Source organism: Flavobacterium arabinosi, from assembly GCF_048158725.1.
GTDB lineage: Bacteria > Bacteroidota > Bacteroidia > Flavobacteriales > Flavobacteriaceae > Flavobacterium > Flavobacterium arabinosi.
On sequence record NZ_JBLNKX010000003.1, the window covers coordinates 530,024 to 550,013 of the forward strand.

At 32.6% G+C, this 19,990-nt stretch carries 14 protein-coding genes; all 14 read right to left on the bottom strand.

From position 1 onward, the window contains the following. Positions 1-161 precede the first annotated feature (161 nt). Entirely contained in the window at positions 162-329 is a 168-nt protein-coding gene (locus ACM55K_RS08990) for a hypothetical protein (RefSeq protein ID WP_416849905.1), read from the bottom strand. A gap of 30 nt (positions 330-359) precedes the next feature. After that, positions 360-833, bottom strand: coding sequence for a Dps family protein (locus tag ACM55K_RS08995; protein WP_416849906.1), 474 nt, complete (start codon positions 831-833; stop codon positions 360-362). A 338-nt stretch (positions 834-1,171) separates the two neighbouring features. Then, complete coding sequence (locus ACM55K_RS09000) at positions 1,172-2,233, bottom strand: class I fructose-bisphosphate aldolase (RefSeq protein WP_416849907.1); 1,062 nt, start codon at positions 2,231-2,233, stop codon at positions 1,172-1,174. Positions 2,234-2,293: 60 nt separating this feature from the next. After that, complete coding sequence (locus ACM55K_RS09005; protein WP_416849908.1) at positions 2,294-3,382, bottom strand: alkene reductase; 1,089 nt, start codon at positions 3,380-3,382, stop codon at positions 2,294-2,296. Between the two features lie 634 nt (positions 3,383-4,016). Continuing rightward, positions 4,017-4,352, bottom strand: a complete 336-nt coding sequence (locus tag ACM55K_RS09010; RefSeq protein WP_416849909.1) for a DUF892 family protein — start codon at positions 4,350-4,352, stop codon at positions 4,017-4,019. A gap of 287 nt (positions 4,353-4,639) precedes the next feature. Then, the gene (locus tag ACM55K_RS09015; RefSeq protein ID WP_416849910.1) at positions 4,640-4,927 is read right to left on the bottom strand and encodes a hypothetical protein; all 288 of its coding nucleotides are present in this window, start codon (positions 4,925-4,927) and stop codon (positions 4,640-4,642) included. 24 nt (positions 4,928-4,951) lie between these two features. Next, a complete protein-coding gene (locus tag ACM55K_RS09020; protein WP_416849911.1) occupies positions 4,952-5,944 on the bottom strand; it encodes a 2-hydroxyacid dehydrogenase in 993 nt (330 codons plus the stop codon). Positions 5,945-6,519: 575 nt separating this feature from the next. Then, complete coding sequence (locus ACM55K_RS09025; protein ID WP_416843371.1) at positions 6,520-6,714, bottom strand: hypothetical protein; 195 nt, start codon at positions 6,712-6,714, stop codon at positions 6,520-6,522. Positions 6,715-6,825: 111 nt separating this feature from the next. Further along, a complete protein-coding gene (locus ACM55K_RS09030) occupies positions 6,826-7,011 on the bottom strand; it encodes a Thivi_2564 family membrane protein (RefSeq protein WP_416849912.1) in 186 nt (61 codons plus the stop codon). Positions 7,012-7,351: 340 nt separating this feature from the next. Next, positions 7,352-7,804: a ferritin-like domain-containing protein gene (locus tag ACM55K_RS09035; protein WP_416849913.1), complete on the bottom strand. Its 453-nt coding sequence runs from the start codon at positions 7,802-7,804 to the stop codon at positions 7,352-7,354. A 333-nt stretch (positions 7,805-8,137) separates the two neighbouring features. Beyond that, positions 8,138-8,971, bottom strand: a complete 834-nt coding sequence (locus ACM55K_RS09040; RefSeq protein ID WP_416849914.1) for an ice-binding protein — start codon at positions 8,969-8,971, stop codon at positions 8,138-8,140. A 224-nt stretch (positions 8,972-9,195) separates the two neighbouring features. Next, on the bottom strand, positions 9,196-13,374 hold the full coding sequence (locus ACM55K_RS09045) for a CheR family methyltransferase (protein ID WP_416849915.1): 4,179 nt from the start codon (positions 13,372-13,374) through the stop codon (positions 9,196-9,198). Positions 13,375-13,580: 206 nt separating this feature from the next. Then, positions 13,581-16,031: a response regulator gene (locus ACM55K_RS09050; RefSeq protein WP_416849916.1), complete on the bottom strand. Its 2,451-nt coding sequence runs from the start codon at positions 16,029-16,031 to the stop codon at positions 13,581-13,583. A gap of 94 nt (positions 16,032-16,125) precedes the next feature. After that, positions 16,126-19,986, bottom strand: a complete 3,861-nt coding sequence (locus ACM55K_RS09055; RefSeq protein ID WP_416849917.1) for a response regulator — start codon at positions 19,984-19,986, stop codon at positions 16,126-16,128. Between the last annotated feature and the right edge of the window lie 4 nt (positions 19,987-19,990).

Genomic DNA, 19,990 nt, shown 5'->3' on the forward strand with positions numbered 1-19,990 from the left:
TCATTCCCACATTTTGATTACTGTGTTTTTATTTCAAAAAAAGGACTATTAAAAAACTAATTTTCTATTAACCGCTCTGGGAGAGAAGTTAATAAGAAGGTTTTTTAATAGTCCTAATTTTATAGATTCAAAAAAAAATAGAATTTGAATTAAGTAAATAATTATAGCATTTTTTTATCTAAAACTGCATCAGATCTTTTAATATTTTCTGTTTTACAGTCGGTTTCTGGGATTAATTTATCGTCTTTAATATGTTTTCTGGAAGTTATTTTTCCAACTTTACAATAACTATTTGAGGCTAAGTAAACTTCGTTTTCTGATTTTTCCATTTTGTTTTTGGGTTAATTTTTTAATTTAAGTTAGTCTAAATATCTCCTTAAAGTCCAGGACATTGTTTCGTGTAGTTCCATTAAACCAGTTAGGAAATCAGCAGTTCCTGCGTCTTTATTTTCTTGAGCACTTAGGTCAATATCTTTTCGTAGATGAACAATAACCGTTTCATGATCTTGTAATAATTCCTTTAGCATGTCTTTTTGGGCAGGATATTGATGTGGAGATTCTTTAAGTATCGTTAAATCTGAAAACTCTTTCATTGTTCCAATAGTTTTTCCCCCTAATTTGCTGACACGTTCCGCAATTTCATCGATTGACTCTTCTAATTGTTTGTATTGACCTTCAAATAATTTATGAAGTTCCATGAAACTTTCGCCTGATACGTTCCAATGAAACTTTCTTAATTTGATATATAGTGTCATTTCATTTGCTAATATTGAAGAAAGAATCGCAATACTTTTTTTTAAATGATCTTCTGTAATTCCAATTTGTGGTTTCATGTTTTTTAATTTTATTTAAATTAGTATACTTTTTTAGTGATTTCAATCAAAAATTCTATGTTTATAATCATCAAAGCAGTGGGGGACAATTAAAAAGAATTTTATTTTACAAAGTTCATTTTATTTCTACCGACAAGTATTATAAAATTAAAAAAATAAGTTACATCATTCACACTTTGTATTTGTATTTAATTGATAATTAATTGTTTAATTTAATTTTGATTTATATTTTACAATTTTTTTATCTTTAAATAGGGATATTTTTAAATATAATCATCCTAGATTATTACCGGGCTTTATAATTTTGGCAATAATCGAAAGGATATAAATATGGAGCATTAAGCTATTGAAACTTCTTTTGCGAGGTAAATTTCCTGTACGGCGTGTATGAGATTTACGCCTTCCCTAAAGGGACGCTGGAAAGCTTTTCTCCCCATAATCATTCCGGCTCCACCGGCACGTTTGTTTATCACGGCAGTTTTTATGGCTTCCGCCAAATCCGTATCGCCTTTTGATTCTCCACCGGAGTTTATCATGCTAATACGTCCTGAATAACAATTCAGTACCTGATAGCGGCATAAATCGATGGGATGATCGCTAGCTAATTTAGTGTACATGTTAGGATTTGTTTTGGCAAATTTTATCGAAGTAAAACCCCCGTTTAGCGTTGGTAATTTTTGTTTAATAACATCCGCTTGAATTGAAACCCCTAAATAATTGGCTTGACCGGTAATATCAGCAGCCGTATTGTAATCGATACCATCTTTTATAAAGCCATCATTTCTGGAATAACACCAAAGAATAGTCACCATGCCTAAATTATGTGCTTCTTCAAAAGCTTTTGCTATTTCTATAATTTGCCTGTCTGATTCGGCTGAGCCAAAGTAAACGGTTGCGCCTACAGCGACTGCTCCCATATTCCAAGCGTCTCGGACACTCCCGAACATAATTTGATCATATTTATTAGGATAGGTCATCAGTTCGTTGTGATTGAGTTTTACAACAAACGGAATTTTATGGGCATATTTTCGGGATAACATTGCCAGTCCGCCCATTGTAGAAGCGACTGCATTACAACCCGCTTCTAGGGCTAATTTTACGATATTTTCCGGATCAAAATAAATAGGATTTGGAGAAAATGAACTTCCTGCAGTATGCTCAATGCCTTGGTCAACAGGTAAAATAGAAATATAGCCTGTGCCATAAAGCCGTCCGTGATCGTATAACTGTGTCAAACTTCGAATCGTTTGTTCATTTCGATTACTTTGCAAAAAAACACTATCTATATGAGATGGATTAGGCAAATGAATTTGATCTTTCGAAATAGTTTTACAGACATGATTCAACAAGGAGTCTTTTTCATCACCTAATAAAGCTAATAATTGGGATATATCTTTCATTTTAACTTTGATTTAAATGAATTTCTAAAAGATTGTTTTAAAAGACAAGCCTATTTTTAATTAACCTTTATAAACCGGATAATCAGTATATCCTTTCTCATCAGCAGTATAAAATAAATCCATATCGAGGTCTTGTGATAAAGGCCAATTGTTTTTGAATCGTTCCACTAGATCAGGATTATTAATAAATGGGCGACCAAAAGCGATGAGGTCCGTAAGTCCGCTTTCGATTTCCGCTTCAGCACTTTCCTTGTCATAGCCACCACAAAGAATTAAGGTGTTTTTGAAATTATGACGTATCAATTTTTTAATTTCCAAAGGAACTGGGGGCGCTCCCATAGCGGAATGATCTACAAGGTGAATGTACGCGATGTCCAGTTTATTGAGCTCTTTTGATAAGTAATCGTAAGTAGCATCGATTTCAGGATAATGAGGCATATCACTAGCCACTCCATAAGGGGATAAACGAATACCGATTTTTTCTTTTCCAATAGCATCGGCAACGGAGGCTACTACTTCGATCACAAAACGACATCTATTTTCAATACTTCCACCATAATTATCGGTTCGGATGTTGCTTACGGGCGAAAGGAATTCTTCTAATAAATAACCATTAGCCGAATGTAATTCGACACCATCAAATCCTGCAAATAACGCATTTTCGGAAGCAGCTACATATTCTGTTCTGGCATGTAAAATTTCTTGAGGTGTCATTTCTTTTGGAACAATAAAGTCCTGTAATCCTTTTAAGTCAGTCCACATTTGTCCAGCTGCTTTTACTTGGGAAGGGGCAAGGATATGAGAATCTTTATGCATATTAAGCGGATGACTAATTCTTCCGGAGTGCATTAATTGGACAAATATTCTTCCTCCGTTTTTATGAACTGCCGTTGTTGTTTTTTTCCACCCTGCTACTTGAAGCTCACTAAATATTCCAGGGATTCGGGCATATCCAAGGCCATTAGGGGATGGTGAGGTGCCTTCGGTTATGATTAATCCAGCGCTGGAACGTTGATTATAATATTCGGACATCAGCTCATTAGGAATATTGTCAATCGCTCTGCATCTTGTCATGGGTGCCATAACAATTCGATTTTTCAATGTTAGGGAACCAACTTTTTTGGGTATAAATAGTTCGTATGTTTTCATGTTTGTTGTTCTTAAATTGCTATTATAAAGATAATTATATTTAACGACTTACGTATTGAAAAAACTTCCGAAAATGTTATATTATCCATTAAATAAGCATATTACAGTTTAAATAAGCCTTCTTTGGAAATGTTTTTAAAATGTTTTTATTTTGAAAATAATCTAAGTAATGCTTTTATGAATCAGTCAAACTAAGCTCAATCGGTTCTCTAAATTTTAATGTAGTGTATTCTGTTACCTATTTGTATAAGTATTTTTTAAATACTTTCAGGAAACTCGCTTGGTAATTACTAACGATGAAGCCTTGCCCCAGCATACCTCTGGTTAGTAAAATTATTTTAAGCGAGATCCCTTAAGTATTCAATAATAAAATTGTCTCAAAAAATTAAGTTAGATAACATTATTTTTTTATGTTCTGATTAACGGTTATCAAGCTCGTGTACCACTTCGTTGGTCATAGGCGGAAGATTGGAAAACCCCTATGTTCTTGATGCCGTTACGCCAATCTGGCAAACCAGAAAAATGTTATCCAACAAAATTTTAGGATTGTTGATTCTACCAGACTATTCCCAATTCTACTTCTTTTCCTTTGTTAGTGGTTTTGAGAGGCATGTTTTTTGTTATTTAGAATAATTTATTTTTCTGGTGTAATTAATCCATACATCGCTTCGTATTTTAGCATAATATCCGCTTCGCCAATCGAAGTAAAGAAAAATTCTAAGCGTTGTATATGTTCTTGTGTAAATTGTAAATGTACTTTGAGGGCATCTACTAATTCATCTGTAGCTGCATTTTTAATCATTATAGGAATGGAGATCATTAGTGCTTTTTCAGAAAAGTAAATTTCTTTTAATTCCTCTACAAAAATATTGCGACAACCTCGTTTTGTTTCTGATATAGTATTTTCTGAATTTCCTTTACCTTCTTGCAACTTTACTTTTTTATTGGTTTTGGTGGCTGTACTTTTCATCAGTTTCTATTTAATTGATTAGTATAATTCTAATAGTGTAAAGTTGAGGTTTAATACTTTTTAATCTCTTACACAATTTAAGGTATGACTTGTAACTTTCACATATTTGCATAAAAAAAGGTTGTAAAAAAAGAATTTGTTTTTTTATCACAAATAAATCGCTGTCATTAGTAAAGTTTATATTATTCTGATTTTTAGTAAAAACCGCTACAAACTTATTCCATTGCATTATTGATTTGTGGTCAAATTCTTTTTTTAAACAACCTCTTTTAAATTAAAGAGTTATTCTATCTTCTACTTTCTTTCCAACGATATCCACGTTGCGATTTTTGCCAATGACCTTTTTTATGGCCACGTCCGGTATTTTGTGTTGTCCAATAACCGTCTCTTTGTTGATAGGTTCGGCTATTACTTCTCCATACCCAGCCACCATCAATCCAAATATAATCACTGCTTGGTCGTGGTGCTCTATTCACTTCTATGTAAGAAGGTTGTTCAGAAACATACCCTGCTGAACAAGCATTTAAAAACAATGTAAATCCTGCTAAAATTGTAATAAAAATGAGCTTTTTCATACTATTATTTTTTAAATTTTTGAGTTAAAACTTAACCTCATTTTCTAATGGTAATCCATTTTCAAAATCGGTGAAATTTTTCAAAGTCGTTAGGGCAATTTGGTTTAATGCTTCATTAGTAAAAAAACCTTGATGTGGCGTAATCAAAACATTATGAAAAGCCATTAATCGTTCTATTAAATCATCTTTAATAATACTTTCAGACAAATCTTTAAAAAATAGATTTTCTTCCTGTTCATAAACGTCAATTCCTAAATAGCCTAGTTGTTCATTTTTTAATGCTTCAATTGCATCCGATGTATTAATCAAAGCCCCTCTGCTGGTATTAATAAGCATAGCTCCTTTTTTTATTTTAGAAAATGCCGTACGGTTAAAAAGATGTTTTGTATTTATATTAAGAGGGCAGTGGAGGGAGATTATATCAGAGTTTTTAAATAGTTCATCCAATGTTTTATATTCAACCCCTTTTGCTATTAATTTCTCAGATTCCTTAACATCATAAGCGATTACTTTACATCCAAAACCTAACATTATTTGGCAAAAAGCGGCACCTATTTTTCCTGTTCCAATTACACCTACCGTTTTTCCATAAAGATTAAATCCGGTAAGATTTTCCAAAGAAAAATTACTCTCTCTAACTCTATTATAGGCTTTATGCGTTTTTCTGTTCAAAGTCAAAATTAATGCTACTGCATGTTCTGCAACGGCTTGTGGAGAATAAGCAGGAACTCTCAGTATTTTAATATTCTCTTTTGCAGCAGCCTCAACGTCTACATTGTTAAAACCTGCGCAACGTAAATCAATAAGTTTAATTCCAATCTCCGATAATTTATCGATAGCTTTTTTATCTATTTTGTCATTTACAAATATACAAACGCCTTCAAATCCTATAGCCAAATTTGCAGTGTCAGCATTTAAAGGAGCTTCAAAATAGATTAGTTCGTGTTTGCTTTCAATATTAAACTTATCAAGATATTTGCGATCATAGGGTTTAGTACTGAATATGGCTATTTTCATAATATAATTTTATATTTTATTCTCTTTAGTTCTTTCTATCAATTAGCCCCTTTTATTTTGAAACATTTTCTGAATTAATATCAATCTGTTTTGGCTTTTATTATAAATATTTTCAATAAGTGGATAAACAGGATATCCCGGAAAATTATTTCTTTCTTTCCTTTTAAGGGTAACTATGTTTACTTTCGGTATGTTGATTATTTTTTTCATTTGCCTAATATTCAGAACACTAAGTTGATGATAATTTTCGTAAAATGTATTATATAATTTCTATAAAGAGTTATATGATTTACGTTTTTTGTATTGATGTTTTTTTAGTAAAACTTCAATAAATAGAAGGCAGGAATAAATGAATTTTCAGTAATCGAATTTGACAAAGAATCAAATATTTGATAATTTCTCTCTGAATTTAAAAAAAATTCAGAGAGATTTATTTAGCACAAAACCCATAAAGATAGAAGTATACTGCTTTACATGAGTTAGGGAGGAGTTCTTCTTAAAATTACATTTGGAAATTTTTATGAAGGTCTACTCAAATGCGTTTTTGCATTATATAGAACAAGATAGGTAGAAATTTATGATTCGTCTTTTGTTGTACGAACTAAACTAATTCCAGAAACGAAGAAAATAATACCAAGTACACCGTAAATAATTAGGGATTTAACGTCTCTCATTTCACCTGATGTACTAGAAAATAATACAGCTGTATAAATAAGTCCACCAATTCCGAGGGCAGTAAGTAATGCCCCAAAGATTCTTTTAAGATTCATAATTTTTTAGTTTTTAAAGATTTATTAATATTAATTTAATTTTTAGTAAGGATTATTGTTTTGAAGGCTATTCGATTTCAGAAACAATATTTGAATAATGCTACATGATTTTTATACATGTATTCCCATCAAGTCATTGAAAAGCCCAAAAACCTTGAGAAGCCAAATTATCACAACAATCACAACAACAATGTTAAATATTTTTTTGATTGTACCATCCATAGGAACATAAGTATTGACAAGCCAAAGAAGAAAGCCTACAATAATTAGTATAAGTAATACGATGAATATTGACATAAAAAAATGATTTAGAAGTTAAGTAAAAGTATTTCAATTAGTTCCGGAAAGCATTACATAATTTTAAAAATAAGTTGCATTATTCACGGCATTTAATTGCAGTGGATAATTTGGTTTTAACTAAATCTTTCACATTTTTCCTTGCAAGACAAGAAGCAGGTTGGTTCTGGTGAATGTTGCATTATTATCAAAATCAGTTGAAGCATACATACATTTAATAAGAGGAGGCTAATGTTATTATATCAAATGATATTATTAATTATAAAGGGAAGGTAATAGTGGTAAGAGAAAAACTCATCTCATGTCACTATTTAACCCTATTTCACAAAATTTATTAATGCTAGGAAGACATATCTCGTAAGTCTTTTACTTTATCATGGTCAGCTTTTATTAATGTGTATTGTGCTTTTAACAGGTCTTGTTGTTCGGGAGTTATGTCTTCAATATCATTTTTTAATATTTTAGTATACGTAGAAACAGCAACATCCTCACCAAACTCACATGAACTGAGTATTGCTTTACGGTCCTTACCGGTTAATGCGGCTTTGACATCCATCCAAACTCTAAAAAACTTGCCGGTTGTTCTGGTTCCTTCAACTGGTTTTCCTCCCAATTCCCGAACTTCATTAACAAGTTCCATTTTACATTTTTGACTAGTTTTCATTAATTGAGAGAACAAAGTTTTTAAATCTTGTTCTTCCGTCTCTTCTGAAGCGGTTTCGTACCCTTCAATTCTATCATTGTTGATTTCGATGAGTGTGTTTAACACGTCAATTGATTTTTCCTTGTCCATTTTATTTATTTTTAAATTGTTAAGAATGATTATTATTTATTGGAAAGTTTTATGCGTTATAATTGTTGAAAATATTATTTAATAAATGCTCTGCATCGGAATCACTCTCAAAAATAAAATAAAGCGCTGCAATTATATTTAATTCCTTAGAAGAATAAATTTACGAAATAATTTAACAATATGAAAGTAAGTAATTTATTTTAAGGTAGTTATGTGTTTTTAAAAGTATTTTAGTACTGTAAACCTCTGGTCTTTGTAATGACATTTTGTCCCGTCCTGAAATAAAAAAAGCTGTCCTCACGAACAGCCTCTTTGAAAATTATTTTTTTTGATCTATTGTGGTTGTGTCACGGCATTCATTTGAAGGGTTACTGCTGTTTGTGCTAACAGCCTTCCGTTTATCGTTGCTTCAGTTTGTAAATTAATACCTGTCATTCCTAATATGTTTCCTTCAAAATGACTTGTGGTTCCGCAGGTAACTGCATCTGAAACTACCCAGAAAATATTTTTGGCTTGTACTCCTCCTGTTAATGTCATTCTAACAGCAGAACTCAATTTAAGCGTCCCAGCTATTTGAAAAATAAAAACATCAGTTGGACTACCGGAAATAGTTATATCAGTTGGAATATTTAGCGCACTGGTCCATTTGTATAAACCTGGTGTAAGCGTTTTTCCACCAATATTTCCAGCACCTAAATTCAGAAAATCAGGATTAGTTCTTCCAGCTGCGTCAGTATATGCGGTTTGCATATCACCAATCGCTGTTGTTAATCTTGTAGCGTTAGTTACACTACATGGAAGAGGACCTGCGGCATCAACTGTGTATATTGTTCCTACTACTTCTGTACATGTAACTAGTACGGCAGCACCACTTATTGGGCTTGAACCAATATCACCTGTAATAGTTGATTTGTACACATCTGTAATTCCTGTTTTTGATAGAATCGCAAAATCTCCTGCTATACCAAGATTTACTCCAGTCAGTGAACCAATTTTTGGCTCTATATTATAAGTTTCATTAACTGCATATATATCAGAAGCTGAACTATCTGATTTTCCAATTGCAGACATATTAGTGGTTAAATCCTCATCCATTTCGTTATTGCAACTAGACATAAAAACTACAAGTAGTAAGGCTAGAGTAGGTAATGCATTTTTAAATTTCATAACTTTGTTTGTTTAAATAGTGACTTATTTATCACTAAACAAAGATGAACTCTTGATCTTTAAATATGTTATAAGATTACTGACAAAAGTTATAGCATTAACCTTTTGTTTAAAAAAAATGTATTATTTATAATCGAAAGTAGTATTAACAGGCTGTTAATATGAAGATTTATAGGCTGGAATTTTTATAAATTTAGGTCTGTTATATTCGTCAGACACCATTTTTAGTATGCTTTTTTAGTTAACTCAACAATTTTATTGAATAATAATTTTTCATCAATGGGTTTAGCTATATAATCATTAATTTTCACAGCTTTACATTTTTCCAAATCAACTGTTGTGACATCAGCAGTTAAGGCAATAATTGGAATTTTTGAATTCATTGTGTCACGAATGTATTTTGTGGCTTCAAATCCATTCATTACGGGCATTTGCAAGTCCATTAAAATGATATCATAGGATTTGGTTTGTAGCATTTCGATAGCAATTTTTCCATTTTCAGCAATATCACGCTCAAATCCAAAATCATCTAATATTGTTTTCATCAATAGTTGATTAAGTGCCATATCTTCTACAACTAATACTTTTATGTTTTTTTGAGACATGTGTAATTCGTTTAAATTAGTTTCTAACTCAGCAGGGTTTTTTGTTTTCTGAAAAGGCAAAGTAAAACTAAAAGTAGAGCCTTCATTAATTTTACTTTTAACACGAATACTTCCTCCTTGGGATGTTACTAATTGCTTGACAATGGCCAGTCCTAAACCTGTTCCTCCATAAAGACTGGAAGCCCCATTAGGAGCCTGTTGAAAATTTTCAAATATTAAATCGATATTGTCCTCTGGAATACCAATTCCGCTGTCTGTAATTGAAAATTCGATAATTACTTTATCTTCATCTTCAAATAATAAATGGGTATTAATCGCAATTTTGCCTTCAGAAGTAAATTTTACTGCATTACTTACTAAATTCAAAATAATCTGGTGTAACCTAATAGAGTCTCCCACAAGAACATCAGGTATTTTATTGTCATAATTTGTGACTAATTTTAAATTTTTTTCTTGAATTTTTGTTTCAAATAATTGAAGCATTGAAGCTATAGACACGGCCATTTTGAATGGTTTTTTTTCAAAAGTCATTTTGCCGGCATCCACTTTGGCTAAATCGAGTATGTCATTAATCAATGCAATTAACGTATCACCACTCAATTTAATTGCATTTAAATATTCTTTTTGTTTATCTGATAAATCAGTTTTTAAGATCACTTTGGTAAATCCAATAATTGCATTCATAGGAGTCCGGATTTCATGACTCATATTTGACAAAAATTGTTGTTTTGCTTTCATCGCATCTTCAGCAATTCGTGTGGCTTCTTCTGCTTTACTTTTTGCTTCTTCCGCTATTAAAGCAGCCAACTCCGCAAATACTTTTGCTTCTATTAATTCGGATTCAATTCTTTTCTGATCCGTTATATCTCTGGCAACAATAACCACACCCAACACATTTCCATTATCATCTTTGTAAACTGATCCATTTAATAATACATCAGTCAATCTACCGCTTTTGTGACGCAATTTGAGCGGTGAATTGGTAATGAAGCCTTTGGCAAATACTTCCTGATAAACAGCACGGGCTTTTTCTGGTTCCGTAAAATACCCAAAGAAATCAGAACCTTTTAATTTTTGACGGGATATCCCTGTAATAATCACAGTTGCCTGATTCATATCCGTGATTTTTCCTTCATTACTTATTGTTGTCAAGGGATCAAGACTTGCTTCAATAAGACTAAGAGAATATTTTTCTTTAAGATAATAACGAGAACGATCTGTTATGTCTTCAATCGCAAGAAGAATTAATTGTTCTTTATTTGTTTTTTGAATAATTAAATGAGCGTTAAGCAACATTATTTTTTCTCCAATTCCAGAAAAAGTGTGGGTAACTTCAAAATTTTCGAAACTATTATTTTTGGAAATTATTTCATTTAGTACCTGACCGAGTTTTGGAATATTCCATTGTTTATTTCCTAAATCAAATAATAATTTTCCTTCGGTTTCCTCTTTATCAACCAGAAACTTTTTATAAAAGGATTTATTAGCTGATATTACATGAAAATTTTTATTCAGAATAAGCATTGGCTCATGAATAGTAGCAATAATTGCTTCTGAATATTCATGTGATTCTGTTAACAAATCATGGCGCATTTGTAATTCCTGGTTAGTAGAAATAAGCTCTTCATTAGTGGCTTCAATTTCTTCTTTTGAGGTCTCAAGCTCTTCATTCAATGTTTGGAATTCTTCATTTGAGGAAACAATCTCCTCATTTGCGGCCTGCAATTCCTCATAAATAGTTTCTTGCGTTTCAATGATAGCAATCATCTCTGTGCGCGTAATATTCAGCTCCTCAGTTAGTTTTTTTATTTTTAAGTCTTTAAGTGTATTTTTTTTATCTGAATCAGATTCAATAAGTTTTTCGATTTGTTCCTGAGGTTTAAAAACAATAAGGAGTAGTGGTTCTTCCCACTCAATTTTCAAGGGGCAAACTTCAAAAGACATTAATCGTAAAACAGATTCGATTTTTATTTCAATACCCGATTTGTATACACATCGCTTTGTTTCGATTGCTTTAGTAATAGCATTACGAAGTTCAAAAGCAAATTCTGGCCGGGCCATTTTTAAAATATTAAGGCTGGCTTTGCCGGATGCATGCTCTAGATAAGAGGATACCGGACCTCTAAACTGGAGGATTTCCATGTCTTTGTTGACTACTGCACAAGCAGGCATATAACTGGAAAGAAGCGTTGAATCAATAGCGTTTTCAATACTTTCTTGATTTAAACTTATGTTTTTAGAAGGAGTATTTGTTTTTTTACTTGACATATTTGTACGTGTAAAACGAGGTGTTAATTCAAGTATCTTTCTCACTCCCAAATTATTTTTTCGGGAATAGATTTTAAATTTATTATTTATTAAAGTGAAAAGTTGTGATGACGTCCCAATACTTTCTGCTTTGCCAAGCATTAAATATCCTCCATCATTCAATGCAAAATGTAGGGATGCAAAAACTTTTTTCTGGGCAGCTGAATCGAAATAAATAAGAAGATTACAACAACTAACAAAATCCATACGCGAAAAAGGCGGGTCACGTAAAATATTGTGAGGTGCAAATATGCACATTTCACGAAGTTCTTTAACAATGCGATAATTCTCTCCCTCTTTAGTAAAAAAACGGGACAAATACTTTTTGGGAAGAGACTCCAAATCACTTTGGGAATATTCTCCTTTGCGGGCATCATTGATTGCCCGTTCGCTAAGGTCAGTTGCAAAAATTTGGACCGGTATTTTGTTTGGTTTATTATCCTGCAGTTCGGCTATAATCATTGCAATAGAATAGGCTTCCTGTCCTGTAGAGCAGGCTGGAACCCATATTCGCATTGTTTCGTCTGTGGATTTACTATTTAAAAGCTTTGTTAAGAGATCAGTTTTTAGAAATTTAAAGGTTTCTGTTTCCCTAAAAAAACTGGTTACATTAATTAACAAGTCTGTGTAAAGAATTTCAATTTCGTTATTCTTTTTGAGCAAAAGCTTTACATATTCCTGTATTGTTGTTATTCCATATTGCTGCATTTTATGGTTAATTCGCCTTTTAATGGTAGGCATTTTATAGTGGCTAAAATCCACGCCGGTCTCTTTGAGTAAAAGTTCAAAAATGGAATTTATATCGAAGTTATTATTTTCAATAACAACTTCTTTCTTTTTTTCTTTTTCTTTACCATCATTTCTAGGAAAACCATTTTTGCTGAGACGAACTAATTCGGCGGCAATTTCTTCTGGTGATAAAATATAGTCCACAACTCCTGAAGAAATAGCGGATTTAGGCATACTACTGGCTTGAGCAGTATCATCTTGTGCAAAAGTGATTCCTCCAGCATCTTTAATGGCTTTGAGTCCAATCATACCGTCACTGGCATAACCGGAAAGCACTATGCCAATAACATTTTCTTTATGTGTTTCAGCCAGTGAGGAAAAGAGAACATCAATGGTGAGATTAGGAATGTTTTTTTTAATGCGGGGAAGCAATTGAATATGTCCGTTAACTACTTCAATTACTTTATTTGGTGGAATTACATAAATATTATTTGGTTCCATTTTTTCCATGTTATCAATTTCCTGCACTTTCATTTTAGTTATCTTGGATAAAATTGAAGTCAGTAAACTTTTATGGTCAGGGCTTAGGTGTTGCACATAAATATATGCCATACCGGTATCAGCTGGTAAATTTTTTAATAAAATGCTAAAAGCTTCGAGTCCCCCTGCCGAGGCACCTATGGCTACCACAGTAAAAGATTTTTTTTGGGCTTCTTTTTCCAGTGTTAATTTATTCGGAGCGGATTTTTTAGCTAATTTCATAATATTAAATATGTATTTTAATTTATAGGATTAACTATAAATTTTTTGTTAAATCCAGAACTTCATGATACCTTACTAATTAAATGTGATATAAATATTTGTTTAAAAGTAAGGAAATATGTTTTGTAAATTTATAAATAGTAAATGATTTATGACTTATTCCATAAATGAATATGGAATGTAAATGGGTAACATATTGACAACATTCATGATATGATATTTTTGATTATTTGAAGTTCTTCTTCTAATTCGGTACAGGCCTGCAAACAAACTTCTTCAAGTTGTTGTACTAAGTCATGTATTCCTTCATTTTTTTCTTGTGCTGTAGCAAATTCCTGAATTCTTTTCGCCATGTTTTCAAAATCAGAACTGATTCCCATTATTGAAAAAGACGGAATCATTTTATGTGCCGCAGCACCTAACAATTGCCAATTTTGCTCCTCTAAGCTTTGTCTTATCGTACTAATTAAAGGAGGAGTTTGTGCTAGATATAGCGAAATCATTTCCATCATTAATTTTGGATTAGATTTTGTTCTTTGATTTAAATAAACCAAGTCAATGCATCTTAGTTTTTTCTCTGTATTCTGTCCTTCTTCTAAAATTTCATTAACTTCTGCAAGCTTAGGTTTCGTTAAGATGTTTACTATTTTACTATATAATAGTCTCTCATCAACTGGTTTTGCAAGGTAATCATTCATTCCCACTGCTTTACATTTAGCTAAATCAACGGTAGTGACATCAGCCGTTAAAGCAATAATTGGGATTTTTGAATTCATAGTCTTCCGAATGTATTCTGTAGCTTCAAATCCATTCATTTCGGGCATTTGCAAATCCATAAGAATGATATCATACTCTTTTTCTTTAAGTTTATCAATAGCTATTTTACCATTTTCAGCAATGTCACGTTCAAATCCAAAATCATCTAATAGTGTTTTCATGAGCAATTGGTTGAGAGCAATATCTTCAACCACTAACACTTTTATATTTTTCATTTCTGAATCTAACGCTATCAACTCATTTTCCAATTCTGCACCGACATTTGTTTTTTGAAAAGGTAATGTGAAACTAAATGTTGAACCCTCGTTAATAGTGCTTTTTACACAAATACTACCTCCTTGTGGCTCTATTAATTGTTTTGCAATAGCAAGACCTAGTCCAGTTCCACCATACAATCTTGAAGTTTCGCTGGTCGCCTGTTGAAAATTTTCAAATATGGTCCCAATTTTTTCATTGGAGATACCAATTCCGGTATCGGTTACAGCAAATTTGAGAACTACTTTATCATCCTCTTCCTGCAATAAATCAACGCTCACCGTAATTTTTCCTTTTGATGTAAATTTTACAGCATTGCTTACCAGATTTAAAATAATTTGGTGCAAACGAACAGGGTCACCCACAAGTACATTAGGGATTTTACTGTCGTATTCCGTAACTAATTTTAAATTTTTTTCTTGAATTTTTGTTTCAAATAAATGAAGCATAGCCGAAATGGAAAACTTCATTTTGAAAGCTGTTTTCTCGAATGTCATCTTACCTGCATCTACTTTTGCTAAATCTAAGATGTCGTTAATGAGTACGATTAATGCATCGCCACTCATTTTTATTGCGTTTATATATTCTTTTTGTTTAACTGTCAAATCTGTTCTCAGTACGACTTTTGTAAATCCGATAATTGCATTCATCGGTGTACGAATTTCATGGCTCATATTCGACAAGAATTGCTGTTTTGCTTTTACGGCATTTTCAGCTATGATAGTGGCATTTTCCGCGTTTATTTTTGCTTCTTCTGCAATTTCAGTGGCTAATTCAGCAAATACTCTCGCCTCAATTAATTCAGTGGCAATTCTTTTTTGCTCTGTAACATCTCTGGCAACAATTACTACTCCCAACACTTTTTCTCTATCATCTTTATATACTGATCCATTAAATAATACATCAATCAGCTTGCCTTTTTTATGACGAAGTATTAGTGGAGAATCAATAACAGATCCTTTTTCGAATACTTTTTGGTATACCTCACGAGCCTTTTGTGGTTCAGTGAAATAATCAAAAAAATCGGTTCCAATTAATTTTTTGCGTGATATACCGGTTACTTTGACCGATGCATTATTCATATCGGTTATTTTCCCTTCAGGGCTTATAGCAAATAAAGGGTCATGACTTGCTTCAATAAGACTAAGTGAATATTCAGAAAGTAATTTTTGAGCGGTAAGATCGGTGTTGAGCTTTTTCAGTTGTTCTGCCTGAACTAATAATTCCTGGTTTTTTTTATGCAAATCGACAAAAACAGCCACTTTTGCTTTTAATATTTCCGGCGAAAGCGGTTTAATCATATAATCAACGGCACCAGCCTGATAGCCTTTGGAAATTTGTATAGAATTATCCATGCTGGCCGTTAAAAAAATAATCGGAACATGTTTAAGTTTTTCAATTTGGCGAATTAGTTCTACGGTTTCAAATCCATCCATCATCGGCATTTGTACGTCTATTAATATGATGGCAAAATCTTGTTGGTGAAGAAGAATTTTTAAGGCTTCATTACCGGAATTTGCTTTTACGCATAAATAGTTTTCATTAGAAAGAATTATTTCTAAGGCAAACAAATTTTCGGGCAGATCATCTACCAATAAAATTTTAACAGGGCTATTTATTTTCATTTTCAATTGTAAAATAAAAGTTTTGAATGTTGAAATAGCAACAAACAAGTTTAAATTAATGACATTGGGTATAACACCTCGCAATGACGTTCTATTATTTACTTAACCATACGCGCATCAATGATAATAATCGTTCTACATCAATAGGCTTTGTGATATAATCGTTGGCACCGGCATCAATACATTTTTGTTTGTCGTCTTTCATGGCTTTTGCGGTGAGCGCAATTACGGGTAAGTTTCTGAATTTTATTTGAGCACGAATCCGTTTCATTGCTTCATAACCGTCCATTTCCGGCATCATAATATCCATTAATACCATATCAATGTCAGTATGTTTATCTAGCATTTCTAATGCATTTTTTCCGTTCTCGGATTTTATAACTTCCATTCCGCGCTCTTGTAATATTTTGGATAATGCAAAAACATTACGCATATCGTCATCTACCAATAATATTTTTTTTGAATGAAATATAGCTTCTTTATCATGCAAACTATTAATAATCATTTGTTTTGATTTCGGTAAGTTGCTGATGGTTCGGTGAAGGAAAAGAGCGGTTTCATCCAGCAATCGTTCTTCGGATTTTATACCTTTTATAATAATACTTTCTGCATATTTGTGAAGCATATTATTTTCTTCTTTTGTAAGTTCTTTTCCGGTGTAAATGATAATAGGGGGCATGTTATGGCCTTTTATATCCTCCAGTTTATGGATAAGGTCAAAGCCACTCATGTCAGGCAATCCAATGTCCAGGATAATACAATCAATGTGATTCTGTTCATACAATTCCAATGCTTCTTTACCGCTTGCAGCTTCTAAACATTTTACATCACCATTGCCAATGAGAATTTTCATTGCTTTTCTGGAATTTTCATTGTCTTCTATAATAAGCAGGTTTTTTATCTTTCTATTGACAAAATTTTCAATTCGGTTAAAAGCCTCTTCCAGAGCATCTTTTGATATCGGTTTCATCAGGTATTCTACCGCACCTTCTCTTATAGGTTCCAGCGAACGGTCATTTGCCGAAATAATATGCACCGGTATATGCCTTACGGAAGGATTTACTTTTAACTCATGCAATACTTGTTTTCCTTTGATTCCTGGTAAACCCATATCAAGAATAATTGCTTGGGGTTTGTATTTTGAAGCAAGCAATAGACCATCTTCTCCAGTTGCTGCCGACAAACATTTGAATCCTTTTTTGTTGGCTTGCTTTAAAAGTATTGAAGCAAAATTATGATCATCTTCAATAATGAGTACTATTTTATCATTTGTGTTTATTGAATTTCTATCATCTTCTATGGTGGGATAATTTAGATAAGTTAATTCATTTTCGGAACGTGGTGTATACAAAACAGGTTTTACGGTTACTTTACTGACAGACTCCTGTTCAGGATGTATTTCCAGCGGAATAATGAGTGAAAAAGTTGATCCTTGGTTTAGTTTACTACTCAGCTTAATTTCTGCTTCTAATAATTTTGCTAGTTCCCGTGAAATAGAAAGGCCTAATCCCGTACCGCCATACTTTCTGGAAGTACCGCCTTCGGCTTGTTGAAAAGCTTCAAATATGGCTATTTGTTTGTCTTCTGATATTCCAATACCTGTATCAGTAACAGAAATGTTCAAAGTAGTTTCTGTATTTGGAGTAATGCTTATAGTTACACTTCCTTTGTCGGTGAATTTTATGGCATTGGATATTAGGTTTTTCAATATCTGATTCAAACGTTGTAAATCGGTATAAATGAATTCGGGTAAAGCTGTTGCTAATTTGCAAACAAGCTTCAATTCTTTCTGTTCCGCCTGATGTCTAAAATCGCGAAGGAGATCATCTGTGAAAAATTTCAGTGATACTTTTTCAATGGTTATAGACATTTTTCCTGCTTCAATTTTAGAGAGATCCAGTACTTCATTAATTAATACAAGAAGGTCATGCCCGCTTTTATAAATTATTTCTGCACTTTCAACTTGAATATCATCCAGGTTTTTCTTTCTGTTTTCTGATAAATCTTTAGATAGAATAAGCAAACTATTAAGAGGCGTTCTTAATTCATGCGACATATTTGCAAGGAATTCCGATTTATACTTGCTGCTAATTTCAAGTTGTTTTGTTTTTTGTTCAATGTCATTTTTCGAAGCTTCAACTTCTTTGTTTCTCTCTTCTAATGATTGAGTTTGTTCTTCCAATTCTTCATTGGTCATTTGTAACTCTTCCTGCTGTTGTTTAAGATCTTGTGCCTGTTGTTCTAATTCTTCATTCAGTTGTCTGAGCTCTTCCTGCTGTATTTGAAGTTCTTCAGCTTGATTCGATAGCTCTTTGTTTGCAAAACTTAACTCTACAGCTCTTTTTTCTTTCTCATCATTTTGATAGGCAAGTTCTTTGTTGGCAATTCCTAACTCCGCTGCCCTTTTTTCTTTCTCATCATTTTGATAAGCAAGTTCTTTGTTGGCAATTCCTAATTCTGCAGCTCTTTTTTCTTTTTCGTCATTTTGATAAGCAAGTTCTTTGTTGGCAATTCCTAACTCTGCTGCCCTTTTTTCTTTCTCATCATTTTGATAGGCAAGTTCTTTATTAGCAATCCCTAATTCTGCTGCCCTTTTTTCTTTCTCGTCATTTTGATAGGCAAGTTCTTTATTAGCAATTCCTAATTCTGCTGCTCTTTTTTCTTTCTCGTCATTTTGATAGGCAAGTTCTTTATTAGCAATTCCTAATTCTGCTGCTCTTTTTTCTTTCTCGTCATTTTGATAGGCAAGTTCTTTATTGGCAATGGCTAACTCTGCGGCTCTTTTTTCTTTTTCTTCTGCTTGTTGAACCGTATTTACGCTGATAGCTATACTGTTCATGGAAACACAGATGAATTCCTTCTCTGTTTCGTTGAAATCAGTAAGCTTGCCTATTTCTATTACGCCAATCGTTTTACCCTCAAGCAAAAAAGGAGTAATGAGCAAATTTTTTGGTTTTGCATCCAAAACGGCTGAAGTGATGCGTATTTGATCTTCGGATATATCGGTTAAAGAAATTTGTTTCTGTTCCCAAGCGGCCTGACCAATTAATCCTTCATTTAATTTAAAATTTTCTGTAGTGTCTTTAGCAGACGAAAAGGCAAATTTACCACTGAGTATCAGGGTATTTTCTTTGTCATTTAATAGGTAAACAGCTCCTATATTGGCTTTCAGGTAAGTACACAAAAAACTAATGGTATTGTTTGCCAACTGTGCTATACTTTGGTCTCCTATTAATTTTTCATTAAGTTCTGAGTTGCCTGTAAGCAGCCAGTTTTTGTTGGCATTTTCTGCCTCGGAACTTTTAAGAGCTTTTAAATTTTCAGCAACTATAGTGTATACAACGATAAGAATCATAACAATGATTAACAATAAAACAGCAAAAACAATATTGAACTTGCTGGCATCGTTTTCACTGATTTGTATTCTTTCGACAAGTAAAGTTTGTTCAGATTCCTGCGCTTTATCAATTGTTTTTCTTAGATCATCTTGTAATTGTTTTCCTTCCCCTGAAGCAACAAATTCTCTGGCTTTTTCAAAATCCTTTTTGCGAAGGGCTATGCATTTGTTTAAATTATCAAAACGCATTTTAAGCTGTTTCGCAAGTTCCTCAATGTTCTTTTGCTGATTGGGATTGTCTTTTGTTAATTCCTTTACTTTATCAAGTTGCTCGATTGCTTTTATATTAGCAGATGCAAAAGGTTTCAAAAAATCATCATCACCCGTAATGACATAACCTCGTACGCCTGTTTCGGCATCAATGGTAGACATCAATATTTGTTCGAATTCATATAATACCTTATTGGAATTATTTACCAACGCATTTGAAACGACAAATTTTTCACTGTTTTTAAAAGAGAAAATCGCAACTCCTAAAAGTACAAAAGCACAAGCAATAAATCCTAATACTATTTTTCTGCCAAGGGTCATATTCATTTTGTCATTTGTAAAGTTCATCCCG